11 protein-coding genes are annotated in these 15,791 nt (G+C 44.7%); 7 read left to right on the top strand and 4 right to left on the bottom strand.

Features of this window, described 5'->3' with window-relative positions; translation table 11 throughout:
* The first annotated feature begins 55 nt into the window (after nt 1–55).
* The gene (locus tag ACYVE4_RS23125; protein WP_461042624.1) at nt 56–1,783 is read left to right on the top strand and encodes an arylsulfatase; all 1,728 of its coding nucleotides are present in this window, start codon (nt 56–58) and stop codon (nt 1,781–1,783) included.
* 63 nt (nt 1,784–1,846) lie between these two features.
* Here ACYVE4_RS23125 and menD read toward each other — a convergent pair whose 3' ends face one another.
* The gene (menD, locus tag ACYVE4_RS23130) at nt 1,847–3,589 is read right to left on the bottom strand and encodes a 2-succinyl-5-enolpyruvyl-6-hydroxy-3-cyclohexene-1-carboxylic-acid synthase (RefSeq protein WP_461042625.1); all 1,743 of its coding nucleotides are present in this window, start codon (nt 3,587–3,589) and stop codon (nt 1,847–1,849) included.
* 299 nt (nt 3,590–3,888) lie between these two features.
* On the opposite strand from menD, the gene ACYVE4_RS23135 reads away from it, so the two are divergent.
* The 4 genes from ACYVE4_RS23135 to trmB all read left to right on the top strand — a co-directional run bounded on the left by ACYVE4_RS23135 (nt 3,889) and on the right by trmB (nt 7,349).
* A complete protein-coding gene (locus ACYVE4_RS23135; protein ID WP_461042626.1) occupies nt 3,889–4,833 on the top strand; it encodes a hypothetical protein in 945 nt (314 codons plus the stop codon).
* 9 nt (nt 4,834–4,842) lie between these two features.
* The gene (locus tag ACYVE4_RS23140; RefSeq protein WP_461042627.1) at nt 4,843–6,141 is read left to right on the top strand and encodes a bifunctional folylpolyglutamate synthase/dihydrofolate synthase; all 1,299 of its coding nucleotides are present in this window, start codon (nt 4,843–4,845) and stop codon (nt 6,139–6,141) included.
* A gap of 25 nt (nt 6,142–6,166) precedes the next feature.
* A complete protein-coding gene (locus ACYVE4_RS23145; RefSeq protein WP_461042628.1) occupies nt 6,167–6,565 on the top strand; it encodes a hypothetical protein in 399 nt (132 codons plus the stop codon).
* Between the two features lie 118 nt (nt 6,566–6,683).
* Nucleotides 6,684–7,349: a tRNA (guanosine(46)-N7)-methyltransferase TrmB gene (gene trmB / locus ACYVE4_RS23150; protein ID WP_461042629.1), complete on the top strand. Its 666-nt coding sequence runs from the start codon at nt 6,684–6,686 to the stop codon at nt 7,347–7,349.
* Nucleotides 7,350–7,457: 108 nt separating this feature from the next.
* Here trmB and gap read toward each other — a convergent pair whose 3' ends face one another.
* Entirely contained in the window at nt 7,458–8,453 is a 996-nt protein-coding gene (gene gap / locus ACYVE4_RS23155; RefSeq protein WP_461042630.1) for a type I glyceraldehyde-3-phosphate dehydrogenase, read from the bottom strand.
* A gap of 1,050 nt (nt 8,454–9,503) precedes the next feature.
* Between gap and ACYVE4_RS23160 the strand changes: the two genes are divergently transcribed.
* Together ACYVE4_RS23160 and ACYVE4_RS23165 are read left to right on the top strand one after the other, a co-directional pair.
* Complete coding sequence (locus tag ACYVE4_RS23160) at nt 9,504–10,319, top strand: 2,3,4,5-tetrahydropyridine-2,6-dicarboxylate N-succinyltransferase (RefSeq protein ID WP_461042631.1); 816 nt, start codon at nt 9,504–9,506, stop codon at nt 10,317–10,319.
* Between the two features lie 264 nt (nt 10,320–10,583).
* Nucleotides 10,584–11,099: a helix-turn-helix transcriptional regulator gene (locus tag ACYVE4_RS23165; RefSeq protein WP_461042632.1), complete on the top strand. Its 516-nt coding sequence runs from the start codon at nt 10,584–10,586 to the stop codon at nt 11,097–11,099.
* Between the two features lie 508 nt (nt 11,100–11,607).
* Here the strand turns inward: ACYVE4_RS23165 and ACYVE4_RS23170 are convergent.
* Complete coding sequence (locus tag ACYVE4_RS23170) at nt 11,608–13,047, bottom strand: tetratricopeptide repeat protein (protein WP_461042633.1); 1,440 nt, start codon at nt 13,045–13,047, stop codon at nt 11,608–11,610.
* 149 nt (nt 13,048–13,196) lie between these two features.
* A complete protein-coding gene (gene gyrA / locus ACYVE4_RS23175) occupies nt 13,197–15,716 on the bottom strand; it encodes a DNA gyrase subunit A (protein WP_461042634.1) in 2,520 nt (839 codons plus the stop codon).
* Nucleotides 15,717–15,791: the final 75 nt, after the last annotated feature.

Below are 15,791 nucleotides of genomic sequence, written 5' to 3' on the forward strand. Positions count from 1 at the left end.
ACCAATCTTACCCCCTGAATTCCTTCTGTGGGTGATTTTATTAATTTTTTAGGTTATGAAAAAAAGATTCCTCGTTTCCGGATTGTCGCTTATCGCCACGGTTGCTCTGTTGATTTTTGGGGGTTTCAATAAAAAAGAAGCTCCTGTTGATGCATCAGCTGTAACCCGAAAGCCGAGTGCGGCCCGGCCCAATATTATTCTGATCATGGCTGACGACCTTGGTTTCTCCGATCTAGGTTGTTATGGGAGTGAAATTCAGACACCCAATTTGGATTTTCTGGCCAGCAATGGCATTCGATACACGCAGTTTTACAATACCTCACGTTGCTGCCCAACGCGGGCCAGTTTGCTAACAGGATTGTATAATCACCAGGCTGGTATCGGCAAAATGACCGAATTGGAAAATCAGCCTGGTTATCAGGGGCACTTGACTGACAACACCGTTACGCTAGCTGAAGTACTCAAAACGGCTGGTTATAATACGGCGATGTCGGGCAAATGGCACGTATCGAATACCACGGTACAAAAAGACCCGAAAGAACAATTGGCCTGGTTGAACCATCAGAAAGACTACGGCGATTTTGCCCCATTAGACCAATATCCAACTCATCGCGGATTTGATAAGTATTTCGGGAATATCTGGGGCGTGGTTGATTTTTTCGATCCGTTTAGTCTGGTCAGCGGTACAAAACCGATAAAGAATGTGCCGAAAAACTACTATCATACCGACGCCATCAATGATACGGCAGTAGCCTATATCAAATCCTATGCTAAATCATCGGCTCCGTTTTTCTTATATGTAGCGGAAACGGCTCCGCACTGGCCACTGCACGCGCTGCCAGAAGACATTGCCCACTATAAAGACCGTTATAAAGGTGGCTGGGATGCCATTCGACAGGCGCGTTATCAGAAAATGATAAAACTAGGCCTTGTTGATCCGGCCAAAACCAAGATTTCCGAACGTTTCAAGTCGGAACAAAGCTGGGAATCGAATTCCGATAAAGATTGGGACGCCCATGCGATGGCTGTTCACGCTGCCATGATTGACCGGATGGATCAGGGAATTGGCCGCATCATTAACACCTTGCGTGAAACCGGTCAATTAGATAATACGCTGATTCTATTCCTATCCGACAATGGAGCCAGTTCCGAAAACTGTGCAGCCTACGGTCCCGGCTTCGACCGACCCAGCGAAACCCGCAACGGGCAGAAAATTGTGTTTGATGTAAAAAAAGAAGTAATTCCCGGCCCTCAAACGACCTATTCATCCATTGGGCAGCGGTGGGCGAACGTGGCGAACACACCGTATACGTATTGGAAAGCAGAATCGTATGAAGGGGGTGTGCATACACCCCTTATTGCCTTCTGGCCATCAGGCATTAAAGCAAAGAAAGGGAGTTTTAGTGCACAGGTAGGGCACGTAATGGATTTTATGAGCACATTCGTTGACCTGGCGGGTGCGACCTATCCGAAAACCTATAAAGGGCATACGATTACTCCGACTACAGGCATCAGTCTGTTACCGTCGTTTCAAGGGAAAGCAGCGGTAGGGCATGCGTCGTTGTTCAACGAACATTTTGGCGCTCGATCCGTCCGTGCGGGGGATTGGAAACTCGTATCCGCCACCCGCGATACAACCTGGCAGCTTTTTAATTTATCGGCTGATAAATCAGAAACGCAGGATGTAGCCGCCCAATATCCTGATAAAGTACGTCAACTAAAGGCCCACTGGCAGGCGTGGGCACAAAGCCATCAGGTGTTTCCAAAGCCAGGAAAGAAATAAAGAACGGGGCACAATAAAAAGTTGTGCCCCGTTCTTTATTTCTTATTAACTATAACTATCGTTTTAGTTTCCTGATTTTTTTAACAGGGCCTTATAACTTGCGAATTGTTCCTGATTCATTCTTTTATCCGTTGAGATCTCCAGGAGTTTTGCCTGATTGCCAGACTGGAAAAAATCGGGTAGGAGAGAGCGTAGGTTTTCCAGCGTGGTACATACCCGATACGAAATAGTAGCATCTTCGGCCGTTCGCCGGGCAGTATAACCATGGGGTGTTTCAAAATACGTTTCCAGTTCGGGTTGTCTACTGGGGCCATCAATCATTCGGAAAATATGTCCACCGTCATTATTAAGAACGATGATTCGCAGATTCGGCGGAACTGGATTTGACCACAGCGCATTGCGATCATAAAAAAAGGCGACGTCACCCATAATAACGGTCACTAATTGATCAGTTGCCATAGCCGCTCCAACGGCTGTACTCAAACACCCATCAATTCCACTGACACCCCGGTTCGACCATACCTGTATGGCTTGTTCCTCCGATACTCCGCAGAGGTTCGCATAACGTACGGGCATACTGTTGGCTAAATGGAGTTGCGAGTTCTTGGGCAGACTTTCCAGAACTACCTGCATCGCTGACCAATCCGTGATCGCCTGATCTGGTTTGGATAAAACCAGATCAACTAATCGAGCGGCTTGCCGATCAAGATTTTGCCAGTGATCAAAATAACTAGTGGACTCATCGGCATCGTCCCCCTGTAAAAACCGTTGGTAATCAATATCGGCAAACAGTTTTTCCAGGAAGGCGATCGGTTCGGCTGGAATCAGGGTTGACAAACGTTGAAATGAGTCGGTGATGCGGTCAACAGTTGGCTGAATATGCCAGTGCCGTTGGGCTGGGTGCTGACGGAAAAACGTTTTCAGATTTCGGGTCAGAAACGAATTCCCCAGCGTAACTAACAGATCAGGCCGAAGTTCATTAGCCTGTTCCGTGCTTATATTCGATAAGAACGTATCGGTATGCGTAATAAATCGATCGTTGGTAGGCAGGTTGCTGCTGATCTCGCCAATAACCGGCACACCCCATTCCTCTGTAATTCGATTCAGTACAGCCAGTAAGGCTGGATGATGGGGAAATTGCCCGACAGCGATGAGAATACGCTCGCTACGATCCCATTCAGCATACAAACGATGCCAGGTGTCGGGAGAAAGTGTAGGGGAGGCTGCTAGCGTTTCGATTACTCGTACCCGTTCTGGAACCATCGTCTCGTCGTTGGACGGGTAAAACGGTTCTCTAAGTGGAACATTTATATGTACAGGGCCAGCGGGGGAGAGTCTCGTCAGCGAAATGGCTTCGTTGACTGATCGGTCGATTGCCCAGCGAGCATCCGGATGGGTATAGTCGGCAGGAAGATCGTAACTGCGTTTTACCTGGTTTCCAAAAATAGCCACCTGATCAATGGTCTGTCCATCCTGTTGGTAAAGCCATTCATGAGGGCGATCCGCCGTAAGCAGCAGGAGAGGAACCTGCTGAAAAAAAGCTTCCGTCACGGCAGGAGCCAGATTATACACGGCGCTCCCAGATGTACAAATAACAGCCACCGGTTGTTGACGTTGCTGCGCGATACCCAGTGCTACAAATCCTGCTGACCGTTCATCCGCCAGTACGCGCACCCGCAGGTGAGGGTGTCGGGCTACGGCCAACGTAAGCGGTGCCGAGCGAGAGCCGGGCGAAACCACCACATCAGTTATCCCTTTTTGATAAAGCAGTTCAGCAATGTTAACGATGGGTTGGAGAACAGGCATAGACAATAGTTACGATTTACACGTGTTATACGGTTGACACGGGGTGGCCCGTGCCGTCGCGGTTACGAATTGGTAGTATTGATTTGCTGCAAACTTAAGGTCTAAACCTTTGTCCTTTCAGGTAGAGGGTTTGTTATTTTCTGTTACTTTGTCTTCGCTAAAGACGATCAACCGTTTCGGTGTGTTTATAAGGAGTAAACGATACTGCGCATTTTAACGTTATTGAGCAAAGACAACCACTATAGTATACCTGTCCAATCTGGACAATTGACACGCTTGACAATCCTGACCATTTCGATATGAACCGCATTGCTTACGATAACGAAGACGAAATACGGGTTAAATCCCTAGCGGGTGCTGTTATTATAAACGTCGTCCTGATTATCCTGCTACTGCTTGTTAAGCTTTCCCAAACGATTCCGAATCCGCCCCCGATTCAATTCGTCGAGGTGAATTTCGGTACCGATGCCCGGGGGAGCGGACGCATTCAAACGTACAACAAAGCCTCGGACTCGCCAAGAGCAGAAGATGTGAAAGCGGCCGAAAAACGTCCCAACCCTAAAATCAACACAACTCCACGGGTGGAAAAGGTGAAAGCTACGCCAAGCCCTAAAGTGGAGGAAGCTAAACCGGCTAAAGTCGCTACCGAAAAGCCCTTGATTGTCAGTAAGGCCGAAAGCCCTGTTACGACACCTGAACGACCAGAGCCTAAGCGAGTCGAGGCACCCAAAAATACGGCACCCGTTGAGCGGCCTGTTCCGCCAGCACCGGCTAAAAAAGTGGAGACGATCAACAACGACGCCCTCTTTAAAAAATCGTCGGGTGGTGGTGGTTCGAATGGAACGGTTGGGAAAGCGGCTGGTTCGGGCGGAAATAATAATGGCGATGATGCCAGTGGCGTTGGCGACAAAGGCAATCCGAATGGAAAAATCAACGCGAAAGAATTTTACGGTACACCGGGTGGAGCTTCGTCGGGTGTTGCCTTTGATGTATCGGGTTGGGCATTGGCCAGCCGCCCAGCGGTCAACGATGATTCGGATGAAACCGGGAAGATTGTATTCAAAATTACCGTCGATGGCGATGGCGAAGTGATCCGGGTGCAACAGCAGCAGTCAACGGTTAGTCCATCTGTGTCCGAACAATACCGCAGAGCAGTTCAAAAACTCCGGCTGAAACCCAAAGGCGGATCAACTCCTCCAACATCGACCGGAACCATTACCTTTATTATTAAGGCAAAAGATTAGTCGTCAATAATGCAGTACACGGAAGCGATTGACTATCTCTATAGTCGGCTCCCAGTTTTTCATCGGATTGGCCCCAAGGCCATCAAACCTGGTTTAGGCAATACCCTGGCTTTGTGCGAAGCGCTGGGAAATCCACACCGGCAATTTCGTAGTATTCACGTTGGCGGAACGAACGGAAAGGGAAGCACATCTCATATGCTGGCCGCCATTTACCAAACGGCGGGCTATCGGGTTGGGTTGTATACATCACCCCATCTGCAATCGTTTACCGAACGCATCCGGCTAAACGGTCAACCCATTCCTGAACAGGCAGTAGCTGATTTCGTACAACAACATCAGGCAATCATTGAATCTATCGAACCCTCGTTTTTTGAAGTAACGGTGGCCATGGCCTTTGCTTATTTTGCCCGAGAGTTGGTCGATGTAGCCATCATTGAAGTTGGTTTGGGCGGACGGCTGGATTCTACCAATGTGATTACCCCCCTTGTTTCGGTTATTACCAATATTGGTTACGATCATACCGATATCCTTGGCGATACATTGCCACTCATTGCGTCGGAAAAAGCAGGTATTATTAAACCGGGGGTGCCGGTAGTTATTGGCGAAACTCATCCGGAAACCCATTCTGTTTTTACTGAAACCGCCGGAGAAAATCAGGCTCCGATTCTCTTTGCTGATCAGGCGTATCAAATACAGGATAAAGGCCTCTCCGAAGGGATTCGTCAGGTAGAGGTCTTTCGTGCTGGAGGGCAGGGGCATATATTCCAGCTGGATTTACTCGGAACCTATCAGTTGCCTAATCTCGCAACAGCTTTAGCAACGGTAACGGTATTGCAATCGATTCTGCCTGTTTCAACCCAAGCGGAAGAACAAGCTTTGCGGGATGTTACAAGGTTAACCGGGTTAAAAGGTCGCTTTCAGACACTAAGTGAATTTCCCTGTGTCATTGCTGATACGGCCCATAACCAACCAGGACTGGAAGCGCTATTTGAGACAATCAACACGATTCCCTATGATACCCTTCGTATTATCATTGGGTTGGTTGCAGACAAAGACCGGGCGAAAGTACTGGCTGTGTTACCTGCTTCTGCTGTATACTATTTTTGTCAGGCACAAACTCCTCGAGCCTTGTCGTCCGAAGCTTTACAGGCGGAAGCCGCTGAAGCAGGACGATTCGGTGATGCGTTTCCCGATGTGAATCTTGCGCTGGAAGCTGCTCTTGCCGAAGCATTACCAACCGATTTAATTCTGATTACAGGGAGTAATTACACAATTGCCGAACTAACCAATTTGACATCCATCGATTAACGACTTTCTCTATCAGAGCTATATCATGATTAAACGTATATCTACAGTTATTCTGATGGTTAACCTTTCCATCGCTGCAATTGCTCAGACGCCCTCGGTCGAGAAAGAGAAATTTGTGTTGCTCAATAATGGAGCAACGCTGGGGATGATCATTAAATCCGTAATCAAAGCGGATAAACAACGGCTAAAATTGACCGATCAACAGTTGCCAAAGGCGAAAGAAATTATCACGAATGCTGTGGTTAAATTTAACGATGGGGTGAAAAAGTTAAAAGCCAGCGGTATGAGTCAGCAGAAACTACGTACGTTGGCTATTGGTGTAGAAAGTGAGAAAGTATTGGCCTATAAGACCATTTTAACTCCCGAACAATACACGATTCTGGCTACGCAGCATAAGAAAGTTTATCCAGAAGCTAAATTGTAAGTGCCTGTTTTGTCTATCCTCCCCCTGGATACATCCTATATAAAATTATCACTGACAGGCTCTTTCTGATTACCCCCATAATTTCTCTACTGGGCCGACTTGCCCATCGTATTTTTCCATGACACGACGAAAAACGCACCGGTTTCTACAGAACGCCGAGAGTCTTAATGTTATTGAAGTTGGTAAACCCCTATATAAAACGATTCGTGGGAAATGGCGAACGGATTATTTTAACAATGACAATCCAATCGTTTTGGAACTGGCCTGTGGAAAAGGAGAATATACGGTGGGGTTAGCCCAGGCATTTCCGAACACGAATTTTATTGGAGTTGATATTAAGGGAGATCGAATTGCCCGAGGCTCTCAGGCGGCCCAAAAGCTTGGATTAGCCAACGTTGCTTTTTTACGAACGGATATCAATTTTCTACATGAATTTTTCAGTGGGGGAGAAGTGAATGAAATCTGGATCACGTTTCCAGATCCGCAACCACGCCCGAAGCAAGAGAAGCATCGATTAACGCATCCACGATTTTTAGAATTGTACAAACAAATTTTAATTCCCGGTGGAACACTCCATTTGAAGACAGATAACCCAGAATTATTTGCGTACAGTATTGAACAAGTTAAATCGAATGGCGGTATTGAATTACAATTTACAAATGATCTATATGCTTCGCCGTTAAATAAAATTCACATAGGTATAAAGACGAAGTACGAACAACTATTTTACAATAAAGGATTTACAATTAACTATTTACAATGCAAAATGGGTTCAACTGTTTAACAAGTCGAACCCATTTTAATTATGTAACTCGCAAGGAAACGCTAAGCTATTTTATCTCTATAAACATTTGTAATTAACAATTATAAATCACAAATGTAACTAGTTTAACTATTTAAATAGCTGTTCCATCAAATCAGCGACCCGGCTTGAGTAACCGTATTCGTTATCATACCAGCCAACAACTTTGGCGAGATTACCATTTACGGCTGTCAATTTTGAATCAAAAATGCAGGAATGTGGATTGCCAACGATGTCGATCGAAACGATTTCATCTGTGTTATATTCCAGAATTCCTTTTAGCGAAGTTTCTGAAGCCTCTTTAATAGCAGCATTGATCTCGTCAATTGTAGCAGCTTTCTTTAGAATCACGGTTAGATCCGTCAACGAACCGTCTGGGGTTGGCACACGTAGCGCGTTACCATCTAGTTTACCTTTTAATTGGGGTAAAACAAGACCAACAGCTTTAGCCGCACCGGTAGAGGTTGGGACAATTGACAATGCTGCCGCGCGAGCCCGACGTAGATCGGAGTGAGGAGCATCCTGAAGATTCTGATCGGCTGTATAGGCGTGAATAGTGGTCATGTAGCCTTTTTCAATACCAAATACATCATCCAATACTTTTGCCATTGGCGCGAGACAGTTGGTCGTGCAGGAAGCGTTTGAAACAATCGTTTCTTCTCCGGTTAATGTATCCGCATTAACACCTAATACAACCGTTGGAATATTTCCTTTTGCGGGGGCAGAGATTACCACTTTTTTAGCACCGGCCTGTAAGTGCATACCTGCGCCAGCTTCATCAACGAAACGGCCAGTTGATTCCAGCACTACATCAACTTCTAATTGTTTCCAGGGAAGATTTTTAGGATCGCGCTCTGCATACGCATGTATACGCTGTCCATTAACTGTCAGGCTCTCGCTGTCAGAAGAAACTTCGCCAGAGAATTTACCGTGAACAGAATCATATTTAAGAAGGTGAGCGAGTGTCGCATTATCCGTAAGATCATTAATTGCGACTATTTCGATGTTTTCTTTTTCCAGAAGCCGTCTGAACGATAATCGTCCAATACGACCGAAGCCATTAATAGCAACGCGTATTTTTTTCATGAACAGAGAAAATTGGTTTGTTTTCGGGTCCAAATATACATATTAATAAATGGATACCGATAAGACACCTGCAGGAGAGAACTAAACGCTAATTTTTTAGCAATAGAAAGGTATTTTAGTAAAATAGTCAAAAAATCGATAGAAAATTAGTAAAATAGGGTGGTTTTACTAAAAAATATTGGTATTTTAGTAATATTTTGCTAATTTTATTAGTTATATATACTAAAAATGCTAACTATTTATAATAATTGCTAAATAGTTGTTTATTGCTTTTTAATAGGGTAGGAGTGCACCAATATAGAATTACTAAAACCACTCCAAAAGCCTCACTAGATTGAAATATTTTCTCCTTAATAATATAAGTAGGGATTTACCCAAGCCCTCTAACGGTATCACTCCCACGTACTAAACACAAGGGAGACTTACTAAGACCAGTAAGGCAGTGGAGGAATACGTCCTAAATAGCCAAACTTTTTACATCCCGGAAATAAGTAGTTGGCCTTACTAATTACTAGATAACGTTTTTGTTAAATCTTATTTTTAAACCTGTTTCTATCTAACCCACCAGAGATATCGAGATTTATCGAACTATTGCTACTCTACTGTTTGCTACATCTTATCAGAAACTGGTGAACTTTTACAGCCGATATTCCACAAGTGTCACCAGATTATTTTAGGTGTTCTTGATACCTCCATGGTATTGGCTATATCTTTTTGAGTTCTATAAATGGGATAGCCGGAAGTAGGAGAAAAGCGTTACAGACCGTTCTGATCTAGTCTGATATTTCTACATAAATGGACTCATATCTCTACCATAATCGGGTCGTTGCTCAGGCTTCGAATTCATCTTAATAAATAAATATCAATGCCGAAGAAATAAAATTTTAAGTGCTATATTTCAACTGTACGTGTCTTATGATTACCTTTGAAAAAAAAGAACAAGCATATACTATAATATCGATGTATAACAATATAAAATTTGGTGTCGAAATATAAGTCATTACTATTCAAGAAGTTATACTAATATCTATAAATCTTTACTTTAATTATATGACCAAACAAATTGAGGAAATATGGGCTAATCGTGAGTTATTGGCCGAGTCTGAATCGATCCAGATTATACACGAAGTAATAAATCAATTAGATAGGGGGGAACTCCGGGTAGCCACTCCACCAGCTTCTGAGTCCGATGATTGGGCCGTTAATGAATGGGTAAAAAAAGCGATTCTCCTTTACTTCATCAGTCAGCAGATGAAGACCGAAGAAGTGGGGATTTTTACCTTTCATGATAAGATACCTCTTAAAACAAATTTTGCGGAAGCTAAAGTACGGGCCGTGCCACCAGCCGTTGCTCGCTATGGATCGTACCAGGCACCGGGCGTAATTCTCATGCCATCCTATGTCAACATTGGTGCATACGTCGACGAGCGTACAATGGTCGATACCTGGGCAACGGTAGGAAGCTGTGCTCAGATAGGGAAGGACGTTCACCTCAGCGGTGGAGTCGGAATAGGCGGTGTACTGGAACCACCTCAGGCAGCTCCAGTCATCGTTGAAGATGGCGCTTTCATTGGTTCTCGCTGCATTGTCGTTGAGGGGGCTCGGATTGGCAAACGAGCCGTTTTAGGAGCGGGGGTTACCATTACGGGATCATCGAAAATTATCGACGTTACTAATACTAAACCTGTCGAATATAAGGGTTACGTTCCTGCTAATTCGGTTGTCATTCCAGGGAGTTATGCTAAACAATTTCCAGCTGGTGAATTTCACGTACCCTGCGCAATAATCATCGGACAACGTAAACCTTCGACCGATTTGAAGACGTCGTTAAATGATGCGCTGCGAGAAAACAATGTATCCGTGTAAATAAACTCAAAAGTAAATTCCGTAAAATGTAAATAGATCCAATTGTGATTTATAATTGTATAATCACAAAAACCAACCTAGTTCTGCGTTATATCATTTACAATTTACGATTCAATAAGTACAATTAACAAAAATACCTACGTGTTACAATTGACACGTAGGTATTTTTGTTAATTGATATAGTAAATTAGCTCTGTTCAATAATTTAACCTATATATTTGTAATGATATACATTTACCATCTGTTTACGTAATAAAATAAGCCATGAGTATTAATGACAAGATTAAACAGATATTGATTGATAAAAATCTAACACCATCTTACTTCGCTGACGAGATTGGTGTACAACGCTCAAGTATTTCTCATATTTTATCCGGCCGTAATCGCCCTAGCTTCGATATTATTCAAAAAATTATCCGTCGTTTTCCTGAACTCGGTTACGATTGGATTATGGAAGAAGAGGCTAATTACGGTTCGACTGGCGGGAATCAACCGAGTGGTTATCCGAATCGTGGGCCTGTTCGACCGAACGGTACTATCAACAATGGTCAATCTTCTATTTTTCCTTACGCCACTCAACCCACCACAACGATCCGAAGTCAGCGTAACGAGATTCCGCCAATCAGCACTCCACCGATTCAACAGGTCCAGGAACCAGTAATAATGTCAGCTCCAGCTGAAACAAATACACAGACCAGCGCATTGTCAGAAAAGAAAGTAGAACGGATTTTGATCTTCTATACTGATGGTTCATTTAAAGAATACATGCCATCCGCATAGGATTAGTTTATAGCTCAGTAAAATCATACATTATTCTTTAATGAACTCTTACTCGATTATTTGGTAAGGATTCATTTCTATTGCCTCTAAAACTCCTCTGGCATAATCACCCTTAAGAAGCTGAGTATATATAAAAAAGGCAGGAGATGTTAATCACTATTATCGCGTAAATAGTACTAATGACAATGACGACTTCTCTACAATATTGCAGGATAGTAAAATGGCAGCAAACGGATTGACTTCCTAGAGCTATTTAAAAAATTTGAATAAAAAATAGTTGAACAAATAGATATAGATAACCATCCATATTTTTCATAAAAACCGCATTTTAAGCCATTTTAATCCCCTTTTTGCTTAACTCTCTGTAAAGCAACAGTTTATTGTTCCACGTGGATAATGTATTCAAAACGGTGACAGTTGAAGCTAAAGTTTTGTTGTATAATTTATATTATGTTAAGTAAAACAGTAATTAAATAGGGTCGATAGCTCACCACCGACCCTATTTCCCTTATTTACTCTCGATGCAGACGATCTTCTTCTCTTCGTACTGCTTCAGGATGTTTTCCGTATTCGTCAGGTTATCCGTAACTTCTGTTTCGTCCTTAATGGATTTGGCTTTCTGGAAGTATGGAAGTGCCGCTTTAAACTTACCACAAACTTTACCATCCATTTCCTTACCACTTTTATTATACTCAGCCATATCCATTCGGTCGACTACGTTCTTCATATTAACGGCGTCGTTAAACAACCAAACCGCCATATTGAAGTTAGCATCGTAGTTGTTTGCATCAACAGCCAATGCTTTTTCCAGATATTGCTTCTCTAATAACTTATTATCGGTAACGGTCTTTTTCAATTCCGTCACCTTTGCTTCGTTTCCAGCATTAGCTGACGCAGCCGCAGCAGCTTCTTTAGCATCGGCTTCCAGTTTAGCCACTTCTGCTTTCTGATCCGCTATTTTCTTCTGCAAATCAGCTAATTGACGCTTCAATTCTGGCTTAGGAGACTTTTTAATCGCAGCATTTAACCGAGCGACTTCCGAATTGTACGCATCTATCACGCTCTTAGCATCTGCCAATTGCTTTGCCGAGTTACCAGATTTCTTGGTGTTGCCTTCTAATTTTTTTACTTGCTCATCGGCTTTTTGAGCGATGTTATTATAAACAATCGACAGGTTCACCAGATTCGTCACGTTATTTGGATCTTTCTCAACCATCTGTTTCATGTTGCTAATGGCCTCATCCAAGCGATTTGTCCGCAACATGATGTTGATCTTTTCATTCGCCAGATCCTTATTCGTTGGCGCTAAAGCAATTCCTTTATCCAGAGCAGCGATGGCTTTATCAACCTCATTATCGGCACTATATAACATCGCTAACGAACCGTAGATCGCAGCATCTTTCCCACCGCCAGCAATGTATTTTTCCAGCTGAGTTTTGGCCGTTGCATTATCCTTTACCTGCTGAGCTGCGATAGCTGTGTATAAAGGAGCTAACGTGTCTTTCGGATTGAGTTCGCCAGCCATCGACAGCGATTTCATCGCATCTGGATAGTTTTTAGCCTGGAACTTAGCGACCCCCTGCTGCATAAACGCATTGTATAGGTTTGGGCTTTTCAGCGCTTCCTCGGCTTCTTTAGCTAATTTACCAGGGCCTCCTTTTTTATCTTTATCCAATTCGATCACTTTCTTGAATGCATCATAGGCAGTCGTAGCAGCGGCAGAATCTAGTTTAATATTTCCCCCAGCGGCAATATTCTGATAGGTTTTGGCCCGGTCCATCCAGGTGCTGGCCTTAGCGCCTGCTTTGGGATCGGTAATATCCTTATCACTTTTTTCTTTTTCTTTCTTAAGGGCGTCTACCATAGCTGCATCAACGGCTCCGCCCTGCTGTGCGTAAACACCTGCTGAGAGGCAACACGCGACGAGAACTACCAGAACTTGTTTCATGTGTAAATCGGGGTTGTGTTTTTTATTTCAGGAACGAAATTACGGAATCTGTCTGTATAAGCATGACAGGCTCCAAATTGTTTGAGCCGACCGACTGATTTTGTAACCAGTCGGTCGGCTCAACACACTCTTTATAAAGGCTTTGGCAATTATTCAGCAATAACGGCTTCCGGCTGTTCAGCGGGGCTTCCCTCCTCACCTTCTTCCTGTTTAATTTTAGTTACCGAAGAAATCGCATCTCCATCGCGTAGGCTAATCAGGCGTACACCCTGTGTATTTCGACCAATAACGCTGATTTCATTGACTGGAGTGCGAATTGCAATCCCTGATTTATTAATAATCATCAGGTCATCCTTGTCTTCGACATCCAGAATCGCGACTAATCGACCTACTTTTTCGGTAACCTTCAGCGTACCAACGCCTTTGGCTCCCCGGTTAGTAATCCGATACTCATCAATCTCTGAGCGTTTACCGTACCCTTTCTCCGAAACTACCAATAGTTGAGCTTCCTTAGAATCGATACATACCATCCCAATTACGTGATCGGTTGTATCTTCTTCATCCAGGGTAATACCTCGTACACCGGCCGCTGTACGACCCATCGGACGAACCCGAGTCTCATGGAACCGAACTGCTTTCCCAGCACTCGACGCAATCACAATATCGTTATCGCCATTAGTCATACATACGCCGATCAGTTGATCATCCTCATCAATGGTAATGGCAATAATACCATTCTGACGGGGACGCGAGAAGGCTTCGAGCATCGTTTTCTTGATCGTCCCCTGCCGGGTACACATCACAATGTAATTATTGTTGATGTAATCCTCGTTCTTCAGATCGGTCACATTAATCACCGCCCGGACTTTATCGTCGGATTCGATATTGATGAAATTTGCCAGAGGTCGTCCTTTCGAGACACGCGATCCTTCGGGTAGCTCATACACCGGCAACCAATACAACCGTCCTTTCTGAGTAAACGCCAGCAGCGTGTTGTGCATCGTCGCCGTGAACAGATGCTCGGTAAAATCTTCTTCTTTCGAAGCAACTGCCTTCGCTCCTACTCCACCGCGTCCCTGCGAACGATACTCGGTTGTTGGGGTACGTTTGATATAGCCTTCGTGCGAGATGGTGATGACCATATCCTCATCGGCTATCAGCGAAAGGTCACTGATGTTACCATCGCCTAGGGCGTTGATTTCCGTCCGGCGCTGGTCACCGTAGCGGGCACGAATATCAATTAACTCTTCTTTAATTACCTCACGCTTACGCTCCTCACTGGCCAGAATTGCTTTCAGCTCCGCAATCTCAGCCATCAGTTCGTCATACTCAGCCTGAAGTTTATCCCGCTCCAGCCCAGTCAGGCGTTGCAAACGCATTTCCAGAATCGCTTTCGCCTGTAGATCGCTCAGTGAAAATTGACTCATCAGACCCGTTCGGGCAATCTCCGGATCGCGCGACGAACGAATCAGGTTGATCACCGCATCGATGTTATCCAGGGCAATTAGCAAACCTTCCAGAATATGCGCCCGTTTCTCAGCTTCACGCAGTTCGTACTGCGTCCGACGGGTTACTACTTCGAACCGGTGCTCAACGTAGTACTTCATCATATCCTTCAGATTCAGCAACATCGGCCGCCCTTTCACGAGCGCTACGTTGTTGATACTGAATGACGATTGCAGAGAGGTGTGCTTATAGAGGTTATTCAGGACCACGTTCGGAATGGCGTCCTTGCGGAGGTCATATACGACACGTAATCCATCCCGATCCGATTCATCCCGGAAGGCAGTGATGCCTTCAATTCTCTTTTCGTTGATGAGTTCGGCCGTTTTTTCCAGCATCACCGCTTTGTTCACCATATACGGCACATCCGTGACGATGATCTGAGTTTTGCCTTTATTTTCTTCAATAGTCGCATTGGCCCGCATCACCACCCGTCCACGACCGGTTTTGAAAGCCGCTTTTACGCCCTCCATACCATAAATAGTGGCTCCAGTGGGGAAATCCGGCGCTTTCACGAACTGCATTAGTTCTTCGATCGTAATGTCATTGTTATCCAGATAAGCAATGATTCCATCGACGACTTCCGTCAGATTGTGAGGTGCCATGTTCGTCGCCATCCCTACCGCAATCCCGGATGATCCATTGAGCAGCAGGTTCGGAAGTTTGGCGGGCATTACCGTCGGTTCTTCAAGCGAGTCATCGAAGTTTGGCTGAAAATCAACCGTTTCCTTGTAGATGTCGTTCAGTATTTCCTCGGCAATACGCTTCAATCGGGCTTCGGTATATCGCATCGCAGCGGGTGAATCGCCGTCGATAGACCCGAAATTACCCTGGCCATCCACCAGTGGATACCGGAGCGACCATTCCTGAGCCATCCGAACCATGGTATCGTATACAGACGCGTCGCCGTGTGGGTGATATTTACCCAGTACTTCCCCTACAATACGGGCAGATTTCTTGTGGGGCTTATTGTAGCTAACTCCCAGTTCAGCCATTCCGAACAGCACCCGGCGGTGTACCGGTTTCAGGCCGTCACGAACATCGGGCAAGGCGCGGGAAATAATAACCGACATCGAATAATCGATGTAGGCGCCACGCATTTCGTCCTCAATGTTAATGGGAATGATGTTACTGGGAGATTCGAGGTCGGGATTTTCGTCCGCCATTTGTTAAAGGAGTTTCGCAGAAAATTACTATTCGGTCGCCTGTACTTTACTCAGGTAACCCTTTAGACAAATATA

Source organism: Spirosoma harenae (assembly GCF_054776975.1).

Excerpts from the sequence above, each read along its gene's own strand:
- ACYVE4_RS23125 (WP_461042624.1), top strand. The coding sequence starts at position 56 with ATGAAAAAAAGATTCCTCGTTTCCGGATTGTCGCTTATCGCCACGGTT.
- menD (WP_461042625.1), bottom strand. The coding sequence starts at position 3,589 with ATGCCTGTTCTCCAACCCATCGTTAACATTGCTGAACTGCTTTATCAA.
- ACYVE4_RS23135 (WP_461042626.1), top strand. The coding sequence starts at position 3,889 with ATGAACCGCATTGCTTACGATAACGAAGACGAAATACGGGTTAAATCC.
- ACYVE4_RS23140 (WP_461042627.1), top strand. The coding sequence starts at position 4,843 with ATGCAGTACACGGAAGCGATTGACTATCTCTATAGTCGGCTCCCAGTT.
- ACYVE4_RS23145 (WP_461042628.1), top strand. The coding sequence starts at position 6,167 with ATGATTAAACGTATATCTACAGTTATTCTGATGGTTAACCTTTCCATC.
- trmB (WP_461042629.1), top strand. The coding sequence starts at position 6,684 with ATGACACGACGAAAAACGCACCGGTTTCTACAGAACGCCGAGAGTCTT.
- gap (WP_461042630.1), bottom strand. The coding sequence starts at position 8,453 with ATGAAAAAAATACGCGTTGCTATTAATGGCTTCGGTCGTATTGGACGA.
- ACYVE4_RS23160 (WP_461042631.1), top strand. The coding sequence starts at position 9,504 with ATGACCAAACAAATTGAGGAAATATGGGCTAATCGTGAGTTATTGGCC.
- ACYVE4_RS23165 (WP_461042632.1), top strand. The coding sequence starts at position 10,584 with ATGAGTATTAATGACAAGATTAAACAGATATTGATTGATAAAAATCTA.
- ACYVE4_RS23170 (WP_461042633.1), bottom strand. The coding sequence starts at position 13,047 with ATGAAACAAGTTCTGGTAGTTCTCGTCGCGTGTTGCCTCTCAGCAGGT.
- gyrA (WP_461042634.1), bottom strand. The coding sequence starts at position 15,716 with ATGGCGGACGAAAATCCCGACCTCGAATCTCCCAGTAACATCATTCCC.